Source organism: Nocardia sp. NBC_00511 (assembly GCF_045161165.1).
Classification (GTDB): Bacteria; Actinomycetota; Actinomycetes; order Mycobacteriales; family Mycobacteriaceae; genus Nocardia.
The window spans coordinates 500,809-520,891 of sequence record NZ_CP107849.1 but is presented as its reverse complement, the minus strand read 5'-3'; the positions used below and the strand labels follow the sequence as shown (position 1 = coordinate 520,891).

Here is a 20,083-nt window from a genome sequence, read left to right as displayed (position 1 = left end):
CAGGCGTCGCGAGGCGCAGGCTGAGGGGCATGCGCACACTGTCGAGCATCACCTGGCTGCTCCTGCTGCTCACCACGCTCGCCGCACCCGCGGCGGCCGCGCCCGGCCCGGAATTCGGCTGGCCGCTACAGCCGAGACCGGCGGTGGTGCGCGCATTCGACAAACCCGAACACGACTGGCTGCCCGGCCATCGCGGCGTGGACCTGGCCGGTACCCGCGGGCAGGCGGTGCTCGCGGCCGGGGACGGCATCGTGGCCTTCGCGGGGACCGTCGCCGCCAAGCCGGTGCTGTCGATCGACCACGTGGGCGGCCTGCGCACCACCTACGAGCCGGTGACCGCCTCGGTTCCGCTGGGCCGCAGGGTCACTCGCGGCTCGCCCATCGGCACCCTGGACGCGGGCCACGCGGGCTGCCCCGTACCAGCCTGCCTGCACTGGGGCCTGCGCCGCGGCCGCGAATACCTGAACCCGCTGGCACTGATCCATCGAATGCCATTGCGGCTGAAGCCCATCACCGCGGCAGCGGGTCCGACTCGCACCTCCCATCACCCGACCGAATCCACCCCCGGCACTACCGAGCCGCCGCGCACCCCGATCGCCCGATCCGCCCACAACCGGACAAGGATGTCGATATGACGCAGGAACGCCCCTTCACCTACCCGGATGTCGGCGCCACCCGGGGCGAATTCCCGCCCGGCTACCACCACTTCCGCATCCGCCGCCGAATCGGTTCCGGGCGAGCGGTTTTCGAACAGGCAGCCACCCGGATCCTGGCCTACGCCATGCAGCGCGAGACCGGCATCTACGCGCACGCCACCACCCCCACCGCCGAACCGGGCACCGAACTGACCGTCCGCCTGGGCCTCGGCCCGATCGGCGTGAACGCCCCCTGCCGCGTGGTCTACGTCCTGACCGAACCCAACCTGCGCGGCTTCGCCTACGGCACCCTCCCCGGCCACCCCGAGAGCGGCGAGGAACTCTTCGCCGTCGAATACGACCCGTCCGACGAATCCGTCTACGGCATCGTCGCCGCCTTCTCCCGCCCCGGCGCCTGGTACGTCCGCCTCGGCGGCCCGGTCGTTCGACTCATCCAGCACTGGTTCGCCGGGCGCTACGTCGCCGCCATCCGTCCAAACTGAGTCGCAACCCGGTTCCGACATCAACCGCGCGGGCACCTCGAAATCATGAGAAACGTCGACCGAGCCTTAGCGCCAACCCAATCCACTGGCCGAGGCTCGGATAGGCGATCTCCACTCGGACAAGGGTCGATCGCACAGCCCGCGTCGTGCTGTCGCCGATCACCCGATGTGCGGTGGAATGCCGGGCCCGTCAGGCGCACAGGTGGGTGGTGAGGGCGGCGGCTTCGGCGCGAAGAGTGGCGGCGCGGTCGGATCCGCCGGTGAGGGTGTCATATTCCTTTGCGGCGGTGAGGCGGTCGTCGATTTCGGCGCGGACGATGGCCTCGATATCGGATTCGGTGAGGTGGCGGCGGGCGCGTTCGGCGGTGCCCAGGCCGACGGCGCTGGTCTCGATCGCGCCCGCGTGCACGTCAGAGGCGTCGACGGCCTCGGCATTGTCGATGGCGCCCAGGGTCGATCGCAGAGCCGAGACAGCCTCGCGGTCACGGGCCTTCATGGCGAGCGGGAGGGCGGCGCGGAGGCGGTCGCGCAGCGGCGGGGTTGCGGTGGGCTGATCGGCGGTCATGATCGCGAGGCTACGGCGGGGAACCGCTCGCGTCGAACACCTTTCGCGGTCACCTCCGACGCTAAACGCCCGCGGGAGTGGCCTTCTCCGCCTCGGCGAGTTCGGACTTCCAGCTGCGGAAACCCTCCTCGGTGCGGCCGCGACGCCAGTAGCCGGAGAGCGACGCCCACTCGGCGGGCACGGCGTGCTCCTTGCGCACGTACGGGCGCAGGTCGTGCATGACGGCCTGGGCCTCACCGTGAATGAAGACCTGTGCTTGTCCGTCGCGCCACTGACCGGCACGAACCGCGGCGGCCAGCTGCTCGCCGGGCTCCGCGTCACCGCGGTGCACCCAGGTCAGCTCGACACCCTCGGGGTGCACGAAGGCGAGTTGGTCGGCGGGTCCGGCGACCTCGACGTAGATCTGTCCGACCGCGTCCGAGGGCAGCGCGGCGGCGGCCGCGGCGATGGCGGGCAGTGCGGATTCGTCACCGGCCAGCAGATGCCAGTCGGCGTCGGCGCGCGGGGCGTACGCGCCGCCGGGGCCGAACATGTCGATGCTGTCGCCGGGTTCGGCGGTCGCGGCCCACGGGCCCGCGATGCCCTCGTCACCGTGGTAGACGAAGTCGATGGCGATCTCCTCGGCCGCGCGATCGACCTCGCGGACGGTGTAGGTGCGCATGATCTCCCCGTCCGGGCCGGGGAACACCAGCTTGACGTAGGAATCGGTGAATTCGCTCGGCCGGAAGGTCGCGAAACCGGGTCCGCCCAGGCGGACGCGAATCAGGTGATCGGTGAGCCGAATCGTGTTCTGGACGACGAGCGTCGTACGTACGCGTGCCAAGGGGACACCTCCAATATTAGGATAACCTAAGTGACCCTAACATGATTTCCGATAGCTCGTCGATACTCACTTGACTGTGAATCGATAGGCGGTGCGCGCCGACCACCCGGGCGCACTACGAAATCGCCGTGACGAGCTGAGCCAACGCCTCGGCCACCCGCGTCATTCCCGGCCCCGGCGGGCCGCCGGGCTCGGACATGTACACGTCCCGCCGGATCTCGAGCATCAGAGCAGTGATCCGAGGATCACGGCGGTAGTGGTCGAGCGGTACGTAGACGCCCGCGAAGGGACTGTCCAGGCCGGTGCCGCCGAACCCCGCGAAACATTCGACCGCGGTGGCGATCAGCTCGGCAGGAGTGTGAAAACCGTCGGTGCCCAGGCAGATCGGTGGCCGTGGGCCGTCACCATGCAGTTCGTAGGGCAAACGACGCGTCGGGTAGGAGTGCACGTCGAGGATGACAACACGATCGGTCACCGTCAGCCGCTCGGCGACCAGGTCCCGCATGGCCGCCGCATAGGGCCGGAAGTAGCGCTCCAGCAGTGGATCCGGGTCGAACCCCTTCTCACGCAACGGCATTCGGCCGGTGGTCGCGGTGTAGACCGCGCCCATGCCGACCGCCGCCATCTCCTCACGCGCGTCGGGAAACCGCTCCGGGTCGACGACCAGGCGGGAGAGCCGATTCACGAATTGCCAAGGCGGCGTGGCGGAAAGCCCGGTGGCAGCGGCGGCGATCAGGGCGGTGTGGGCGTCGGTGATGGCGTCGAGTTCGCGGCGCAGGTCCGCGTCGTCCAGCAGCAACTCCCGGCGCACCGACGGCGGGATCTCGCGCGCGGAGTGCGGCACGTGCAGGATCACCGGCGACGCGTCCGCTCCGGGGATCAGGTCGACGGAGTCGGGAACTCGCATCAGGCGCGCGGGTGGGCTTGGTCGTGCACCTTCTTGAGCCGTTCGATGGAGACGTGGGTGTAGAGCTGGGTGGTGGCCATGCTGGCGTGCCCCAGGATCTCCTGCACCACCCGCAGATCCGCGCCGCCCTCGAGCAGGTGGGTGGCGGCGGAATGCCGGAAGCCGTGCGGGCCGATGTCGGGTGCGCCCGGAATCGCGGAAACCACCTCGTGCACAACGGTTCTGGCCTGCCGCGGATCCAGGCGACGCCCCTTGCGGCCGAGCAGCAGTGCCCGCCCCGACTCGGGAACCGCGAAGGCGGACCGGCCGTGCCGCAGCCAGGCATCGAGGGCCTGATCGGCGGGGACACCGAAGGGAACCGCACGCTCCTTGTTGCCCTTGCCCAGCACCCGCACCAGCCGGCGCTCCCGGTCCACGTCCTCGATATCCAGGCCGCACAGCTCACTCACCCGAATTCCGGTGGCGTAGAGCATCTCCACGATCAGCCGATCCCGTATAGCCATCGGATCCTGCTGCGCCGCACCGGATTCCGCCGCGTCCATGGCCGCCCTGGCCTGCTCCTTCCCGAGTACCGCCGGAAGCACCCGATGCGCCCGCGCCGACCCCAGCCGCGGCCCCGGATCCACCGCCAGCCGTCCGGTATGCGTCAGCCACCCGGTGAACGTCCGTGCCGAGGACGACCGCCGCGCCAGCGTGGTGCGCGCCGCACCCCCCGCCGCCTGCTGCGCCAGCCACGACCGCAGCAACGCCAGATCCAGCTCCCCCACCCCAGAATCCACCGCCCGCCCGATCAAATGCTCCAGCAGCCCCCGCGCATCCCCCACGTACGCCCGCACCGTGTGCTCCGACCGATTCCGCCCCAACCGCAAATGCCGCCCGTACTCCACCAGCAACGCTTCCAAATCCTCAGGCAGCCCACTCATCCCCCCACGCTGACCCCAATCCCCGCCCATGGCAAGCACCCCCGTCCGCGCGCCCACAGATCATTCCGCCACATCACCCGGCCTGCCGTGCGCGCGAGGATTCGTGTGCGCGATGCCAGCCCACCGGACCGTATCGCCGTCAGTGCGGTTGTCGCGATGGGCGGGACGTGACGGACCCGCTGAAGTCGACAACGCGGGGGCCTTCCGCCGAGTGACACATTTTTGAATGCGCATATTTTCATTGCCACGTTTTCACATCTGCGGAACCGGCCGCTGAGGGCCACAGCGACTAGCGATGTTGATCGTGTGCCGCCGTGATCGCCTCGGTCGAGGTGGCGGGAGGGCTCGCGGTGCGCGACCACCCGTTGGCGTCACAGGCGACCAGGCCCGCGATTTCCAAGGCGGACAAGGTCGCTCGCACTCCGGGCATGGGTAGACCGGTGTCGGCGGCGAGGGCGCGCGGCAGGCGGCATCCGATGGTCGGGAGTGCCGCGTAGATCAACGCCTCATCGCCGGAGAGGTTGTCCTCCGGGTTCGACGGGACCGCGCCGGGCAGGGACAGTCGCAACGGCCCTGCCTCGTCGAGGATGTCGTCGGCGCGAGTGACGATGAACGCCTCGCCCTCTCGAATCATGCGGTGGCAGCCAACCGATGCCGCGGAGGTGATCGGCCCCGGAACGGCCATCGCCGGACGCCCGAGGCGGCGCGACCATTTCACGGTATTGCGTGCCCCGCTGCGAATCCCGGCCTCCACCACCACGACTCCGTCCGCCAAGGCGGCAATGAGGCGGTTGCGCGCCAAGAAGTGATGCTTGTGCGGCGAAGTGCCGGGCGGGTATTCGGTGACCACCAAGCCAGTTTCGGCGATCTCGGCCAGCAGGCGATCGTGCTGCACCGGGTAGGGCCGGTCCGGCCCACAGGCCAGCACCGCGATGGTGACCCCACCCACCGCCAACGCCGCTCGATGCGCCATGCCATCGATTCCAAAGGCCGCCCCCGACACCACAGTCCATCCCCGCGCGGCCAACTCCCCCGCGATCTCCCCGGTCGCGTGATTCCCGTATCCGGTACTGCACCTGGCCCCGACCACCGCAACCGCCCGCTCGGTGGACTCCAGCAGCGACCGCCGCCCCCGCACCCACAGCACCAGCGGAACCGCCCCCGCCTCATCATGAGCCGGATCCAGCTGCCCCAACCCCAGCAGCCGCCACGCCGGCCACTCCGCATCATCCGGCGTGAGCACCCGCCCACCCGCGCTCTCGATCCAAGCCAAATCCGCTTCGGCCCTGTCGATTCCCCGCCGAGCCTCCGTCGGCCCCTGCAACACCTCCGGCAGAGCGCACTCCCGCACCGCGCGGGCCGCCTCGATCACCCCCACCGTCTCGATCAACGCGGACAACGCCGCGCACGGCCCCGCTACCACCCGCGACAAATACACCCACGCCAACCGCCGCTCGTCCGCCTGCGCCGGTATCGCACCCCCAGCTACTGATCCACTCGCAGACACGCATTCGCTGACCATCGCTGTTCCCTCCCTTCGATCGACACGCACATCACCCCCACTACGCGCTGCCGCGCTGCCGGAAGCTCAAGGCCTGCAGGACATCCTGGGCCGAGGGGATTTCGCCGCCTCGTAGGTCGCAGACAGTCCAGGCCACCCTGATCGCGCGGTCCGCGCCTCTGGCCGACATGCGGCCGTGGGAGAGGGCGTTCTCGACCGGGGCGAGGGCCTCGCGCGGGAGGCGGAAGCGTTGACGAAGGACGTGGCCGGGGACTTCGACATTGGTCGACATACCAAGGCCTGCCCAGCGTTTCGCGGCGGCCGCGCGGGCGGCGGTGACTCGGGCGCGGACTGTTTCGCTGCTCTCGACCTCGTCGCCGCTGAAGGCTCCGGCGGCCTGGGCGTGCATCTGGACCGAGAGGTCGATGCGGTCGAGCAGGGGGCCGGAGAGTTTGCCGAGGTAGCGGCGGCGGGCCAAAGGCGCACAGATGCAGTCGATATCGCGGGCCGGGGCGCAGGGGCAGGGGTTGGCTGCCAGGACCAGTTGGAAGCGGGCCGGGTAGCGGGCTACGCCGTCGCGGCGGGCGATGCGAACCTCGCCCTCCTCCAACGGTGTTCGCAGACTCTCCAGGACTTTGCTTCCTATCTCGGCACATTCGTCGAGGAACAGCACGCCGCGGTGGGCGCAGCTGACCGCGCCCGGGCGGGCCGAACCGGAGCCGCCGCCGATCATCGAGGTGACCGAGGACGAGTGGTGCGGGGCGACGAAGGGCGGCGCGGTGATCAGCGGGGAGTCGTCGGACAGGGTGCCCGCGACCGAGTGGATGGCCGTGACCTCCAGGGACTCCTGTTCGCGCAGCGGGGGCAGCAGGCTCGGAAGGCGTTGCGCCAACATGGTTTTGCCGATGCCGGGTGGACCGGTGAGCAGCAGGTGGTGGCCGCCCGCCGCGGCCACCTCGAGCGCCCAGCGGGCCTCGTCCTGGCCGACCACCTCGCACAGGTCACCGATCGAGGGTGCCGCGGTGGGCTCGACGGGTTCCGGGACGGCCAGTTCGCCGCCGCCACGCAACCAGTCGACCAATTCGAGCAGGGACCCCGCACCGAGTACCCGGACCCCGTCCACCAGCCCGGCCTCGGCCAGCGCCGACGTGGGCACGATGACCGTGCGACGCCCCGCGGTGCGGGCGGCCAGTACCGCGGGCAGAATGCCGCGCACCCGGCGAATTCTCCCGTCCAGAGCCAGTTCCCCGAGCAGCACCGACTCCGAGAGCCGATTCGACGGGATCGCGCCCGCGGCGTCCAGTACGGCGCCGGCCAGGGCCAGGTCGTAAACGCTGCCGACCTTGGGCAGTGTCGCCGGGGACAGAGCCAGGACCACGCGCCCGTCCGGCCACTTCTCCCCGGTGTTCGTGACCGCGGCCCGAACACGGTCCCGAGACTCCTGCAGCGTGGTGTCCGGCCGACCCACCAGGTGCACCGACGGCAGACCCTGACCGATATCCGCCTCGATCTCGACCAGTTGCCCCTCCACGCCGCTCACGGCCACCGAATACGCGCGTCCCAGCGGCATGTCAGAACACCGCCTTGAGATGCCGGATATCCGGTTCCCGCCCGGGCAGCATCAGCACCGCGACCACGTCGAACCGGACCCGTTGCCAGCGACCGTGCTGCTCGCGCAGCCACAGTGTGGCCAGCAGGCGGATGCGCTGCTGTTTGGACCAGGTGACCGCCTCGGCGGGCGTGCCGAAGATCAGGCTGCGGCGGGTTTTGACCTCGACGAAGGCGGTGACGTCCCCGTCCCGGCCGATGACGTCGAGCTCGCCGTGGCGGCACCGCCAATTGCGGGCCACGATCTCCATACCGGCCGTCCGCAGGAATTGCGTGGCCAGTTCCTCCCCGAGCGCTCCGAGCGCCAGATGATCTGCCATCCAGCCAGCATGGCCGGGCCCGCGACGGACCCGGCCATGCCGAACTGGGAAAACTGCGAGCCTGTGGATAACGACCCGGCTGTGGATTACTCCGGAAGCCGCAGGTCGGTCTTCTCCAACTCCTCGATATTCACGTCTTTGAAGGTGATGACGCGAACGTGCTTCACGAAGCGGGCGGGCCGGTACATGTCCCAAACCCATGCATCCGACATCCGCACCTCGAAGTACACCTCACCGTCGGCGTTCTGCGGACGCAGCTCGACGGAATTGGCGAGGTAGAAGCGGCGCTCGGTCTCCACCACGTACGAGAATTGCCCGACGATGTCCTTGTACTCGCGGTACAGGGATAGTTCCATCTCGGTTTCGTACTTCTCGAGATCCTCGGCGCTCATCGGGTGGAACGTCCTCCTTGTCGCCCAACTGGGTGTAGAGACATCATCCCGCATACGCGGTGTCGGTAGCCACTCGGCCGGTCTCCCGGACGTTTCGCCAGGACCTACGGTGTTCACTGGTGATCCCGAGGCGGTTGAGCGCCTCGAGGTGTTCAGGAGTGTTGTACCCCTTGTGCGCGGCGAACCCATAGCCGGGGAATTGCTGATCCAGCTCGACCAGCATGCGATCGCGGGTCACCTTGGCCAGCACGCTGGCGGCCGCGATACAGGCCGCGGAGGCGTCCCCGCCGATGACCGGCAGCGACGGCACCGGAATGCCCGGCACCCGGAAACCGTCGGTGAGCACGTAGCCGGGCACCGGGTCCAGCCCGGCGATCGCGCGGCGCATGCCTTCGATATTGGCGACGTGGATGCCGATGGCGTCGATCTCCCAGGCCGGAATCACCACCACCTGCCAGGCCAGCGCCACCCGCTTGATGATCGGGAACAGCTCCTCGCGGACGTTCTCGGTGAGCTTCTTGGAGTCGTCGAGACCGGCCAGCGAGGTGTAGGCCTTGGGCGGCAGCAGGCAAGAGGCGACGACCAGCGGACCCGCGCAACAGCCGCGGCCCGCCTCGTCGACACCGGCGACCGGACCCAGTCCGCTGCGGATCAGCGCGGCTTCCAGCGTGCGTAGTCCACCGGCCGACCGCATCACCACGCGCGGCGGCCAGTCACCGCGGTCGATCCGCTGAATCTTCTTGCCGCCGCTCGTCTTCCGGCTCACTCCGGATGCGGCGGCGCCGCTCGCCATCTTCCCCACCGGTCGATTATCCGCGACTCTCAGTTGGTCTGGGGGTCCTGTGCCCGGACCGGACCGATCCGGCTCGGTGGCCAGATCTTGAACACGGCTTTGCCGCGCACGTCCTTCACTGGAACCGTGCCCTGGTACTCGTCTTTCATGTGATAGCGGGAGTCCGCGGATTCGGCGCGGTTGTCGCCCATCACCCACAGGTTGCCGTCCGGCACCTTGACCTCGGGGAAGGCCCGGCCCGCACCGAAGGGGATGTCGGGGTGCGCGGGATCGAACGGATTGTTGAACTTCACGTACGGCTCGTTGAGCGACTTCCAGTCGGAGCCGGGAGTGTTGTCCTTGACCATCACATTGCCCTGCGCGTCACAGCATTTCACCGACTGCCCGCCGGTGGCGACCACCCGCTTCACCAGATCGTTCTCGTCCGGCGGCACCAGTCCGAAGAAGGACAGGAAGTTCTGCACGCCGCGAACCACGGTGTTGGAGGAGCGAATCGACTTGTAGTGGCTGTTCCAGCTGGAGCTCGGGCCGACGAAGACCACCACGTCACCCGGCTTGGGATCACCGAAGTAGTAGCTCAGCTTCTCCACGTAGATGCGGTCCCCGGTGCAGCCGGTGCACCCGTGCAGGGTGGGTTCCATGGACTGCGAAGGGATTACGTACGGACGCCCGATGAAGGTCACCAGCAGCGCCACGATGAGCGCGGCGAAACCGACCAGGATCGGCAGCTCCTGCCAGAACGGGCGCTGCTTCTTCTTCGGCTTGGCCTCGGGGGTCTCCGGGGCTTCCGCCCGGTTGTCTTCGCCCGGTTCCGGCACAGTCACCGACTCGCTCTCGTCTGCCACCGCAACAGAGTAGCCCGGCACCGCGAAGAAGCATGCGGTGCCGGGCTACTCGGCGCTGTCGAGCCGGAAAGCGGCTCGGGGGCGGAGGTTCTACCTCAGCGCTTTTCCTTGATCTTGGCGGCCTTGCCGCGCAGATCGCGCAGGTAGTACAGCTTGGCGCGACGCACGTCACCGCGGGTCACGATCTCGATCTTGTCGAGGTTGGGGCTGTGCACCGGGAAGGTGCGCTCCACGCCGACACCGAAGGAGACCTTACGCACGGTGAAGGTCTCGCGGATGCCACCGTTCTGGCGGCGGATGACGACGCCCTTGAAGACCTGGACGCGCTCCTTGTTGCCTTCGATGACCTTCACGTGCACGTTGACCGTGTCACCCGGGCGGAAGTCCGGGACGTCACTGCGCAGCGACTTGGCATCGACGAAGTCGAGGGTGTTCATTTCCGTCCTTATTGTGTTTCGCGCGAACAGAGGAACCTGGCGGCTGGCCGTGAGGCGCTCGACCGGTTCGTGCTCCGGATAATTGGGCGGTGCCCGGACACGATGCTCACCGCAGCGAGCGTCCAAGGCAACCTGAGCATTGTGCCAGACGACGGGAACCGCTGGTTAATCGGGTCCCGGTAGTGGCCTCTCTCAGTCAGCGATCTTACGGCTACTCAACAGGGGATGCGAACCGGGCGGGGCGGGCGGGGCCGGGACCACGGTGCGGGCGAGCTCTTCCTCGGCGGCGCGGCGCACGTGGGCGACATCGGGCTTACCGGCGACCAGATCCTGCACGAAGATCTTGGCGCGGATCACCGGGCGGCGGTAGCGACGTTCCCGGCGCACCGCGCGGCGCATCAGGCCGGGGCGCGCGGAGTAGCGCCAGCGGGCCCAGGGTGCGCCCGGACGACTCAGCCGCAGGGCGCCGATGAGCAGCAGCGGCAGGAAGAACATGCCGAACAGACCGGTCCAAATCTTGCCCTTGGCAATGACAATCGCGGCCAGCACCAGATTCACGGCCACGAACATCAGGGTGAACAGGCGTTCCGGCACATTCGGGTCCGCCTTGAAATCCCGGAAGTCCTGAATGTCCAACAGCCACAAGGGATGAAAACCCAACAGCAGCAGACCCGACACCGCGACCGCGACGAACACCGCGTCCACCGAGGTGCGACCCTGCTCCTCCCAGTACACGTCGCGCAGGTAGTAGATGAGCGCGAACTCGTCGAGCACCAGCGCCGCGCCGACACCGAAAACCGCTGCGCAGGCACTGATCACGCCGACGGTGCTCTGATACAGCGTCACCAGGCCGACTCCGGAACCCAGTACCAGCACGACCCCGAACACCATGTGGTGAATGTGGACATCACCGGCCCGGACGTTGCCCGGCCACCAGCGCACCTGTTTGCGGATGAGCCGCACGCTGATCCGGATCAGGATGAAGCCGACGATGAAGCCGAGTAGCAGACAGGCCAGCGGCAACCGGCCGTGCGCCACCACGACATCCTCCCACCACCGCCGCACATGCATACCCGTGTCGTCTCCTGCCGCTGCCTCGCCTGATGCCAACCGCCACGCTACCCGCGCCGCCGACGGGTACGTCCGAATCACCGTGTCGACCGCGGTAGTGGAGCAAACGTCCAGAAAACTCGAATCCGGCTCGACGGAGAGCACGTCGGGGTCGGCAGTGGCCGAACTCACCGGCACGGGAGGTTCTCGGCCGCTTCACGTTTCGAGAACGGCGGGCTGTCGGTGGGTCGCGCTATGGTCCGATACGCCAGGCCATACCCGCCCACGAACGGGAGTTCGCATGTCGGAAGCCATCGTGTTCGAGACCGTCTCGCCGGTCATTCCGGTGCTCGACCTGGACGCGGCACTGGACCGCTATCGGCTGCTGGGATTTCAGGCGCACGCCTACGGCGGTGCCGACCGGTACGGGTTCGCCGATCGCGGTGGGATCTCCCTGCATCTCACCGAGTGGGCCGAACACGATCCGAAGCGCACGGCGGCCGCCATCTATCTGTACGTCTCCGATGCCGACGCGCTGCACGCCGAGTGGTCGGCGGTCGGCCTACCCGGTCGCCTCACGCCGCCGGTCGACACCGATTACGGGCTGCGCGAATTCGCCTATGTGGATCCGGAGGGGACCCTGCATCGGGTCGGATCCCCGATCCCCGAGTAGGGCACTGTCCGATTCGCCCGGCCGGTCGGATAGGTTGGAGTGGTGACGACACCCATGCACGCAGCGGTCGTTCGCTGACCGCAGGTCTGCCGTAAGTTCGGCCGCCTTCCTCGCGGTTGTCACGCTTTTCCAGCAGTCCTGTCGTGCCTCACCGCGGCCGGTGTACGAATCTTCACGCGCTGCCGATCCCCGAGCGCTGCTCGTCGCCGGTTGCTCGCACGTTCCTGGGCAGATCAAGGAACGCCCTCATGACCAATGCATTGTCGCCGGAGAATTCCGGTGCGTCAGTTGAACCATCCGCTACCGCAACGGAACTCGTCACCAACCGGCCGACGGCGGCGGTACCGGCCGCGCCCGTGGTCCGGTGGACCGAGGACGGGCAGGCGCAGAGCGCGGCATGGCGTTCGGAGAACGGGTCGCCGGCGCCTGCCGAGGTCACGCTGGTGGACGACCGGCTCACCGCGGATGCGGCGTATCGACTCGCCGCCGCCGGTACCGCGATGCTGTGGCGTGGCGACTTCCACAACTCCCGCCAGCTGCTGCAGGCGCTCGGCCGCCGGGTGGACGGCGAACGACGAGCCCGATGCGCGCCCACGCCCGCCGCGGAATTCCTGGCCGACCGGCGTCGCCAGGCCCACCGCGCGGCCATGCTCGGACGGCTACTGGTGCGGCTGGAACCGGGGTGGACGCTGTCGTCGCTGCGCGCACCGGACGTGCGTCGAGCCTGCGATCAGGCCTACGGTGCGCCTGCCAGCACGGCGACGCTGGTGTCACTGCGCGAATTGCTCGGTGTGCTGGGCGCATCCGAGTGGCGGCGCAAGGGGGTGGACATTCCCGCGCTCGGCGCGCGCATCCACCCGCACTACGGCGTGTTCTCCCCGGTACGCGGCGAATACGTCGATCTGGTTGCCGCCGCGCCACTTCCGTCGCACCGGCTGGCCTTCGATATCGGCACCGGCACCGGCGTGCTGGCCGCGGTGCTGGCGCAGCGCGGCGTGCAGTCGATTGTCGCGACCGACCAGGACCCGCGCGCATTGGCCTGCGCCCGAGCCAATCTCGATCGACTCGGCCACGGCGACCGAGTCGAATTGATCCGCACCGACCTCTACCCGCCCGGCCGCGCCCCGCTGGTCGTCTGCAACCCGCCCTGGCTGCCCGCCAAGCCGCAATCCCCCCTCGACCACGCCGTCTACGATCCCGGCAGCCGCATGCTGCGCGCCTTCCTGGACCGCCTCGGCAAGCATCTCACCGCCGAAGGCGAAGCCTGGCTGATCATTTCGGACCTGGCCGAACGCCTGGGCCTGCGCCCCGACGGCTATCTACCGACCGCGTTCGAAGCCTCGGGCCTGCGCGTCATCGACCGCCTCGACACCCGCCCACGCCATCCCCGCGCGGCCGATCAGGACGACCCGCTGCACGCGGCCAGGGCAGGCGAGATCACCTCGCTCTGGCGGCTGACCCGCAACTGACGAAAACCACACGGCACCGCGCCGATCCGTGGCAGGCTCCCGTCCTTCGCCGTGAACGGCCGTGCGGTGCACGCGAATTCCTCTCGAACCGGACAGAACTCGCAGCGCGGCAACCGGACAGGTGGAGAAGCTGCTTTGGAGGACTGATGGCGGTGCCGTCGGCCGATTTCGCGGACAGGCATCGGCGCAGACGAAACGGCCGGGCTTCGGGAGGTTGTCCCGGAGCCCGGCCGTTGCTCAGGTGCTACTTGCCGAAGCCCGCGCGGCGGAGGGCATCGGCCATGCTGCCGCTGGGGGTGGACTGGGGGCGGTTGCCGCCACCCTGACCGCCCTGACGCTGGCCGCCACCCTGACCACCCTGGCCGCCTTGGCGATTGCCGCCGCCTTGGCCGCCCTGACGCTGGCCGCCGCCCTGTCCACCCTGACGGTTGCCGCCGCCCTGGGCGCCTTGACGCTGGCCGCCGCCCTGGTTGTTACGGGGGCCGCGGTCGCCGCGTTCGGGTTTGGCGGTGCCGGGCTCGTCGTCGAGGCGGAGGGTGAGGCCGATGCGCTGGCGCGGGATGTCGACCTCGAGGACCTTGACCTTGACGACGTCGCCGGACTTCACGACCTCGCGCGGATCCTTGACGAAGTTGTGCGACAGGGCCGAGACGTGGACCAGGCCGTCCTGGTGGACACCGACATCGACGAAGGCGCCGAAGGCGGCGACATTGGTGACGACGCCCTCGAGGACCATGCCGGGCTTCAGGTCGGCGACCTTCTCGATGCCGGCGGCGAATTCGGCGGTCTTGAATTCGGGGCGCGGGTCGAGGCCGGGCTTCTCCAGTTCGGAGATGATGTCGGACACGGTCGGCACACCGAACTTCTCGTCGGTGAAGTCGGCGGGACGCAACGAACGCAGCACCGTGGTGTTGCCGATGAGTTCGTGCACGCCACGACCACTGGCGTCGAGGATGCGGCGGACCACCGGGTAGGCCTCCGGGTGCACCGACGAGGTGTCGAGGGGGTCTTCGCCGCCGCGGATGCGCAGGAAGCCCGCGCACTGTTCGAAAGCCTTGGGGCCCAGGCGCGGAACATCCTTGAGTCCGGTGCGGCTGCGGAACGGGCCGTTGGCGTCGCGGTGCGCCACAATGCTTTCCGCCACCGAACCGGTAATACCGGACACGCGGGACAGCAGCGGCACCGAGGCGGTGTTGACGTCGACACCGACCGCGTTCACCGCGTCCTCGACCACCGCGCCCAGCGAACGGGCGAGCAGGGTTTCGGAGATGTCGTGCTGGTACTGGCCGACACCGATCGACTTCGGGTCGATCTTCACCAGCTCGGCCAGCGGGTCCTGCAGGCGGCGGGCGATGGAGACCGCGCCGCGCAGCGACACGTCCATATCGGGCAGTTCGGCCGAGGCGTACGCCGAGGCCGAGTACACCGAAGCGCCCGCCTCGGAGACCACGATCTTGGTGGGCTTGTTCTCCGGGATGCGCGAGATCAGTTCGGCGGCAAGGGCATCGGTCTCACGTGAGGCGGTGCCGTTGCCGATGGCGATGAGCTCCACATTGAACCGCGCGACCAGTGCGCCCAGCACGGCCACCGACTTCTCGGTCTGGCCCTGCGGCTTGTGCGGGTAGATCACCTCGGTGGCCACGCACTTGCCGGTCGAATCCACCACGGCCACCTTGACGCCGGTGCGGTAGCCCGGGTCCAGGCCCATGGTGGTGCGGGTGCCGGCGGGCGCGGCCAGCAGCAGGTCGCGCAGGTTGGCGGCGAACACGTCGACGGCGTCGCGTTCGGCGGACTGCCGCAACCGCATTCGGGTATCGATGCCCATGCTGACCTGCAGCTTGGTCCGCCACGCCCACCGCACGGTGTCCAGCAGCCAGGTGTCGGCGGCCCGGCCCTGCGCGGCGATGTCGAACTTGCGGGCGATGCGGCCCTCGTAGATCGAGCGCTCGCCGTCGGCGAGTTCCTCGGTGTCGGATTCGAGGTGCAGGGTCAGCACCTCTTCCTTCTCACCGCGCAGCAGCGCCAGGATCCGGTGCGAGGGCAGCTTGCTGAACGGCTCGGAGAATTCGAAGTAGTCGGCGAACTTCGCGCCCGCCTCCTCCTTGCCCGCGCGCACGGTCGAGGTGACCTGGCCACGCTCCCACATCAGTTCGCGCAGTTCACCGACCAGGTCGGCGTCCTCGGCGAAACGTTCGACCAGGATCGAGCGGGCGCCGTCGAGCTGTTCGGCGTCGTACTGGGCGGGATCGGTGGTGGGGTCGGCCATCAGCGCGTCGGCCACCGGCTCGTGCCCGGCCTCCCGCGCGATCTGCGCCTTGGTGCGCCGCTTGGGCTTGTAGGGCAGGTAGATGTCCTCGAGGCGGGCCTTGGTGTCGGCGAGCATCAGCTGCGCGTGCAGCGGCTCGTCCAATTTGCCCTGACCACGGATGGATTCGATGATCGAGCCCCGGCGCTCGTCGAGTTCGCGCAGGTAGTGCAGGCGCTCGTCGAGCGTGCGTAGCTGGGCGTCGTCGAGCCCGCCGGTCACCTCCTTGCGGTAGCGCGCGACGAACGGCACGGTGGATCCGGCGTCCAGCAGATCGACGGCGGCGCGCACCTGCTCCTCGCGCACCCCCAGTTCGTCGGCGATGCGTCGGCCGACGCTGGCGAGGCGGATGGCGCTCACGGCGCCCTGGGAGTCGGTGTTGACGGTTTCGGAGGCTGTCGTCACGCCCGCTGACACTACAGTCGCCGCCCGGCGGGCGACGCAAGGCCCAGACACGTTTCGGTCACCGGAGGGTCACCGGCGAGCCGGGATCCCCGGTAGCAGAGCGTGGTGGGAGGATCGCCCGGTGCCGAACCAGACTCTGCGCGAACGCCTTCCACGAGCCGCGTTCACGATCGCCACCCGGACCGCGCTGGCCGCGACGATGCTGGTGGGAGCGGTGGGGTGCGGTTCGCACGGCTCGGATTCGGACAGCGGCGGTCGCAGCGTGGCCGATCTGGATCTGGGCGCGGTGCGGACTTTGCGGCTGGATGCGAACGACACTGTCGGCGTTACCTCCACCGGCGTGTACACCGTGGCCGACGGGAAGATCTACGGCATCGATTACCGATCCGGGTTGAAAAGCTGGCAGATCCAGCCGCCAACGGCACCGGTCGACAAGGACCGGATCCAGGTGCTGGACTCCGGCAAGGTGCTACTGGCCGGGTGGCAGGGCACTGCGGGACTGACGGCCTACGACGCCGAGACCGGGGTGCAGCTGTTCTGGTCCACACCGAACGACGAGTGGGCCGTAGCCGACGACGCCACCGGACAATTCGTGCATACGGATCCGCGCACCGGGCAGCAGAGCTGGACCGTGGATCCGGCCACCGTCGGTTGCGCGACACCGCTGTCGAAAGACTCTCCGGCCCTGTTCGATTCGGATGTCGCGACCCTCGCGGCGGGACCGGGCGTCGACATATTCCGTTGTCCCGCACCGGGTGGCCGGTATCGCATCGGCGGACTCGATCGCGCCTCCGGTAAGGCCGTCTGGCAGCGGGAGGTTCCGGACGAGCGCAGCTTCCTGCGTGCCACGGGGCGGATCGGCCTGGTGGTGTCGGACGGCTCCGTCGAGACCGTCGACACGTCGAACGGGAAGTCGCTCGGCAGCCGTGAACCGGCCTCGGACAAGGAGTTCCACATTCCGCAGCCGGACGGTTCGGCGCTCACCCTCGACAGTTACGTGTTCTCCGAGGACAAGGAGATGCGGCTCACCGAACCCGGTGGCGCGACGCGCTGGACGGTGCCGCTCGACGCCACGAAGGAACAGATCCAGCCGCTCACGGTCAGCGGCGGCAATGCCATTTTCGCCCTGATGCAGGAGCGCTCGGACGCGAAGAAGACCTGGCTGCTCGCCTACGATCCGAAGAACGGCAAGCGCACGGTGGTGATCGGACCCGGGCCGACCGCGGCGGGTGAAAAGCCCACTCTCACCATGGGTTTGGAGGTCGCGGGGACTCGCGTGTACGACGGCCCCTGGGGTGTCCTGGTCGCCGGACCGGGCAATACCTACGCCACCATTCCTGCCACACGGTAAGTGCCACAGGCCGATCGGGCGCGGATCAGCCGAAATCCCTTTGCGAGGCCTTGAATTCGGGGCAGTAGACCTCGACGGCCGCACGCAGCAATGTCTCCTGGTAGCCCCACTGATCGGTCGGCACCACCGGGATTCCGGCCCGCAGGCGGGCGCAGATGTCCTTGCCCTCGGCGATCAAATGCCGTCCGTCATCGGTGTTCTCGTAGCCGGGCGTCGCGACCGTCCGATCGCCGAGTTGGCTGAGGAAGTCGCCGTCGAGGTTGTTGGCCAGGGCCACACCGCCACCGAACACGGCGGCGAACAGGCCCAGTCCGATGCCGACCGCACCGGCGAAGCTACCGAATCGTCTCATCGTGTTCCTTCGGCAGCAGGTCGGGGCGGCGGGCACGGGTGCGTTCCAGGGACTGCTCGTGCCGCCAGGCCGCGATCTTGGCGTGGTTGCCCGACAGCAGGATGTCGGGGACCTCGAGGTCACGCCAGCTCACCGGGCGGGTGTAGGACGGGCCTTCCAGGAGGCCGTCGGAGAACGAATCCTGTTCGTGCGACTGCTGATTGCCGAGCACGCCGGGAATCAGGCGCACGAACGCCTCGGTCATCACGAGGACCGCGGCCTCACCGCCGATCAGCACGTAGTCGCCGATGCTGACCTCTTCCACCCGCACCCGGCGGGCAGCGTCGTCGAAGACCCGCTGATCGATGCCCTCGTAGCGGCCACACGCGAACACCACATGCTTTTCGCGCGACCAGCGTTCGGCCGTGGCCTGCGTGAACGGGATACCGGCCGGGGTGGGCACCACCAGCAGGGCGTCGTCCGGGCACACCGCGTCGAGGGCGTCGCCCCACACGGTGGGTTTCATGACCATGCCGGGACCGCCGCCATAAGGGGTGTCGTCGACCGCCTTGTGGACGTCGTGGGTCCAGCCGCGCAGGTCGTGCACGTCCACCGCGAGCAGCCCCTTGTCGATGGCCTTGCCCAGCAGGGCGGCACGCATCGGCTCGAGGTACTCGGGGAAGATCGTGATCACGTCGATGCGCATGGGCTACTCCGGGTCCAGCAGACCCTCGGGCGGATCGATGACGATCAGCCGGTCGGCGACGGACACGGTCGGGACCATGCTGAGCACGAACGGGACCAGGATTTCGCGACCCGCGGGCGGGAACGCCTCCCCGGCCTTGATCGAAAGCAGTTCTCCCGCAGCCGAATGCAGTACTTCCTTGACCGTGCCGACAGCGGTGCCGTCGGCGAGCTGGACCGAAAGTCCTTCCAGCTCATGGTCGTAATACGAATCGGGATCCTCCGAGGGCGGCAGATCCGCGGTGTCGACCAGAAACAGCATGCCGCGCAACGCATCCGCGGCGTCACGATCGAGGATGCCGTCCAGACGCAGCAGCAGTCGGCCCGAGTGCTCCCGGGCCGACTCCACTACGTACTGCTGCGTCTGCTTCGCCTTCGGGAGGCGGCCGGTGACGGCCTCCCCCGGCGCGAAACGCAGTTCCGGCTCGTCGGTACGGACATCTACGACGAGTTCGCCGCGCACACCGTGCGACTTGGCGACCCGACCGACGACCAGTTCCATCTATGCGTCCGTGTCGACCACGTCGACGCGAATACCCTTACCGCCGATACCCGCGACGAGGGTGCGCAGTGCGGTGGCCGTACGGCCACCACGACCGATCACCTTGCCCAGATCGTCGGGGTGCACGTGCACCTCGACGGTCCGGCCACGTCGGCTGGTGATCAGCTCGACGTGGACGTCATCGGGATTGGCGACGATGCCGCGCACGAGGTGCTCGACGGCATCGGCGACAACGGCGGTCATTACTCGGCAGCCTCGGTGGTGGCCTCGGCCTCGGCGGCCTCTTCCTTCTTGGCGGCCTTCTTCTTCGGGGTGACAGCCTCGGCGGTGGGCTCGCTGTCGGCCGCGGCCAGGGCGGCGTTGAACAGGTCCAGCTTGGAGGTCTTGGGGGCCTTGACCTTCAGGGTGCCCTCGGCGCCCGGCAGACCCTTGAACTTCTGCCAGTCGCCGGTGATCTCCAGCAGACGCTGCACCGACTCGGTCGGCTGCGCGCCGACGCTCAGCCAGTACTGGGCGCGCTCGGAATCGATCTGGATGAGCGAGGGCTCTTCCTTCGGCTGGTAGATGCCGATGGACTCGATGGCGCGGCCGTCGCGGCGGGTACGGGCGTCGGCGATGACGACGCGGTACTGCGCGTTGCGGATCTTGCCCAGACGGGTCAGCTTGATACGAACAGCCATGAGCTGATGGTGCCTTTCATGTGGTCACGGTCGCAATTCAGCGACCCACGCGGGGTGGGCCCGGTTTTGCGTAAAGTGCGGTGACCGCCGCGCGGTACGTAACCGGAGACGGGCTGACACTGTCCTCGACGAGGACGATCGTCCATTCTGCCAGACCGGTTCGCGCAGCTGAAATCGCCCCGGGCCGGACATGAGAACGGCCCACCGGCGGACCGGTGGGCCGTGGACGCGCTCGCGGACTACTGCGGCGGGGCCGGGGTGGTGCTCCCGGAGGTCAGCAGCTTCACGATCAGTCCGGCGATCACTCCGATAGCCAGGGTC

At 68.6% G+C, this 20,083-nt stretch carries 23 protein-coding genes; 5 read left to right on the top strand and 18 right to left on the bottom strand.

The window, feature by feature from the left end:
- Positions 1–29: 29 nt before the first annotated feature.
- On the top strand, positions 30–635 hold the full coding sequence (locus tag OG300_RS02480) for a M23 family metallopeptidase (RefSeq protein ID WP_405491680.1): 606 nt from the start codon (positions 30–32) through the stop codon (positions 633–635).
- The gene (locus OG300_RS02475) at positions 632–1,138 is read left to right on the top strand and encodes a DUF1990 family protein (RefSeq protein ID WP_405491678.1); all 507 of its coding nucleotides are present in this window, start codon (positions 632–634) and stop codon (positions 1,136–1,138) included. The genes OG300_RS02480 and OG300_RS02475 overlap by 4 nt, the downstream gene beginning before the upstream one ends.
- A gap of 190 nt (positions 1,139–1,328) precedes the next feature.
- On the opposite strand, the gene OG300_RS02470 is transcribed toward OG300_RS02475, so the two are convergent.
- From OG300_RS02470 to OG300_RS02415, 12 genes are all read right to left on the bottom strand, one after another.
- Positions 1,329–1,703 carry a hypothetical protein gene (locus tag OG300_RS02470; RefSeq protein WP_405491676.1) on the bottom strand — a complete coding sequence of 125 codons (375 nt, stop codon included), beginning with the start codon at positions 1,701–1,703 and terminating at the stop codon, positions 1,329–1,331.
- A 61-nt stretch (positions 1,704–1,764) separates the two neighbouring features.
- Positions 1,765–2,526 (bottom strand): siderophore-interacting protein, encoded by a 762-nt coding sequence (locus tag OG300_RS02465; RefSeq protein WP_405491674.1) that lies wholly within the window; start codon positions 2,524–2,526, stop codon positions 1,765–1,767.
- Positions 2,527–2,641: 115 nt separating this feature from the next.
- Positions 2,642–3,433, bottom strand: coding sequence for an N-formylglutamate amidohydrolase (locus OG300_RS02460; RefSeq protein WP_405491672.1), 792 nt, complete (start codon positions 3,431–3,433; stop codon positions 2,642–2,644).
- Positions 3,433–4,356, bottom strand: coding sequence for a tyrosine recombinase XerC (locus OG300_RS02455; RefSeq protein WP_405491670.1), 924 nt, complete (start codon positions 4,354–4,356; stop codon positions 3,433–3,435). Before OG300_RS02455 ends, OG300_RS02460 begins: the two co-directional genes overlap by 1 nt.
- A gap of 289 nt (positions 4,357–4,645) precedes the next feature.
- A complete protein-coding gene (dprA, locus tag OG300_RS02450; protein WP_405491668.1) occupies positions 4,646–5,803 on the bottom strand; it encodes a DNA-processing protein DprA in 1,158 nt (385 codons plus the stop codon).
- A 115-nt stretch (positions 5,804–5,918) separates the two neighbouring features.
- Positions 5,919–7,427 carry a YifB family Mg chelatase-like AAA ATPase gene (locus OG300_RS02445; protein WP_405491666.1) on the bottom strand — a complete coding sequence of 503 codons (1,509 nt, stop codon included), beginning with the start codon at positions 7,425–7,427 and terminating at the stop codon, positions 5,919–5,921.
- A gap of 1 nt (position 7,428) precedes the next feature.
- Positions 7,429–7,785, bottom strand: a complete 357-nt coding sequence (locus OG300_RS02440) for a YraN family protein (protein ID WP_405491664.1) — start codon at positions 7,783–7,785, stop codon at positions 7,429–7,431.
- A gap of 86 nt (positions 7,786–7,871) precedes the next feature.
- A complete protein-coding gene (locus tag OG300_RS02435; protein WP_019929973.1) occupies positions 7,872–8,177 on the bottom strand; it encodes a DUF2469 domain-containing protein in 306 nt (101 codons plus the stop codon).
- A gap of 43 nt (positions 8,178–8,220) precedes the next feature.
- Positions 8,221–8,979 carry a ribonuclease HII gene (locus tag OG300_RS02430; protein WP_405491661.1) on the bottom strand — a complete coding sequence of 253 codons (759 nt, stop codon included), beginning with the start codon at positions 8,977–8,979 and terminating at the stop codon, positions 8,221–8,223.
- 20 nt (positions 8,980–8,999) lie between these two features.
- Positions 9,000–9,815 (bottom strand): signal peptidase I, encoded by an 816-nt coding sequence (gene lepB, locus OG300_RS02425; protein WP_405491659.1) that lies wholly within the window; start codon positions 9,813–9,815, stop codon positions 9,000–9,002.
- 95 nt (positions 9,816–9,910) lie between these two features.
- The gene (rplS, locus tag OG300_RS02420) at positions 9,911–10,252 is read right to left on the bottom strand and encodes a 50S ribosomal protein L19 (protein WP_405491657.1); all 342 of its coding nucleotides are present in this window, start codon (positions 10,250–10,252) and stop codon (positions 9,911–9,913) included.
- A gap of 192 nt (positions 10,253–10,444) precedes the next feature.
- Positions 10,445–11,317, bottom strand: coding sequence for a hypothetical protein (locus OG300_RS02415; RefSeq protein ID WP_405498444.1), 873 nt, complete (start codon positions 11,315–11,317; stop codon positions 10,445–10,447).
- 286 nt (positions 11,318–11,603) lie between these two features.
- Here OG300_RS02415 and OG300_RS02410 point away from each other — a divergent pair, with 286 nt between their 5' ends.
- Together OG300_RS02410 and OG300_RS02405 are read left to right on the top strand one after the other, a co-directional pair.
- The gene (locus OG300_RS02410) at positions 11,604–11,975 is read left to right on the top strand and encodes a bleomycin resistance protein (RefSeq protein WP_405491655.1); all 372 of its coding nucleotides are present in this window, start codon (positions 11,604–11,606) and stop codon (positions 11,973–11,975) included.
- 248 nt (positions 11,976–12,223) lie between these two features.
- Positions 12,224–13,444: a methyltransferase gene (locus tag OG300_RS02405; protein ID WP_405491653.1), complete on the top strand. Its 1,221-nt coding sequence runs from the start codon at positions 12,224–12,226 to the stop codon at positions 13,442–13,444.
- A 244-nt stretch (positions 13,445–13,688) separates the two neighbouring features.
- On the opposite strand, the gene OG300_RS02400 is transcribed toward OG300_RS02405, so the two are convergent.
- Positions 13,689–16,154: a Tex family protein gene (locus OG300_RS02400; protein WP_405491651.1), complete on the bottom strand. Its 2,466-nt coding sequence runs from the start codon at positions 16,152–16,154 to the stop codon at positions 13,689–13,691.
- A 121-nt stretch (positions 16,155–16,275) separates the two neighbouring features.
- Between OG300_RS02400 and OG300_RS02395 the strand changes: the two genes are divergently transcribed.
- The gene (locus OG300_RS02395; protein WP_405491649.1) at positions 16,276–17,505 is read left to right on the top strand and encodes a PQQ-binding-like beta-propeller repeat protein; all 1,230 of its coding nucleotides are present in this window, start codon (positions 16,276–16,278) and stop codon (positions 17,503–17,505) included.
- Positions 17,506–17,530: 25 nt separating this feature from the next.
- Here the strand turns inward: OG300_RS02395 and OG300_RS02390 are convergent, their stop codons facing one another.
- From OG300_RS02390 to rpsP, 5 genes are read right to left on the bottom strand one after another with little or no spacing between them, the layout of a single operon-like run.
- Entirely contained in the window at positions 17,531–17,857 is a 327-nt protein-coding gene (locus tag OG300_RS02390; RefSeq protein ID WP_405491647.1) for a DUF732 domain-containing protein, read from the bottom strand.
- A complete protein-coding gene (trmD, locus tag OG300_RS02385) occupies positions 17,841–18,542 on the bottom strand; it encodes a tRNA (guanosine(37)-N1)-methyltransferase TrmD (RefSeq protein ID WP_405491645.1) in 702 nt (233 codons plus the stop codon). The genes OG300_RS02390 and trmD overlap by 17 nt, the downstream gene beginning before the upstream one ends.
- Before the next feature lie 3 nt (positions 18,543–18,545).
- A complete protein-coding gene (gene rimM / locus OG300_RS02380; protein WP_405491643.1) occupies positions 18,546–19,082 on the bottom strand; it encodes a ribosome maturation factor RimM in 537 nt (178 codons plus the stop codon).
- A complete protein-coding gene (locus OG300_RS02375; RefSeq protein WP_405491641.1) occupies positions 19,083–19,325 on the bottom strand; it encodes an RNA-binding protein in 243 nt (80 codons plus the stop codon).
- Positions 19,325–19,762 (bottom strand): 30S ribosomal protein S16, encoded by a 438-nt coding sequence (gene rpsP, locus OG300_RS02370; protein ID WP_405491639.1) that lies wholly within the window; start codon positions 19,760–19,762, stop codon positions 19,325–19,327. Before rpsP ends, OG300_RS02375 begins: the two co-directional genes overlap by 1 nt.
- Between the last annotated feature and the right edge of the window lie 321 nt (positions 19,763–20,083).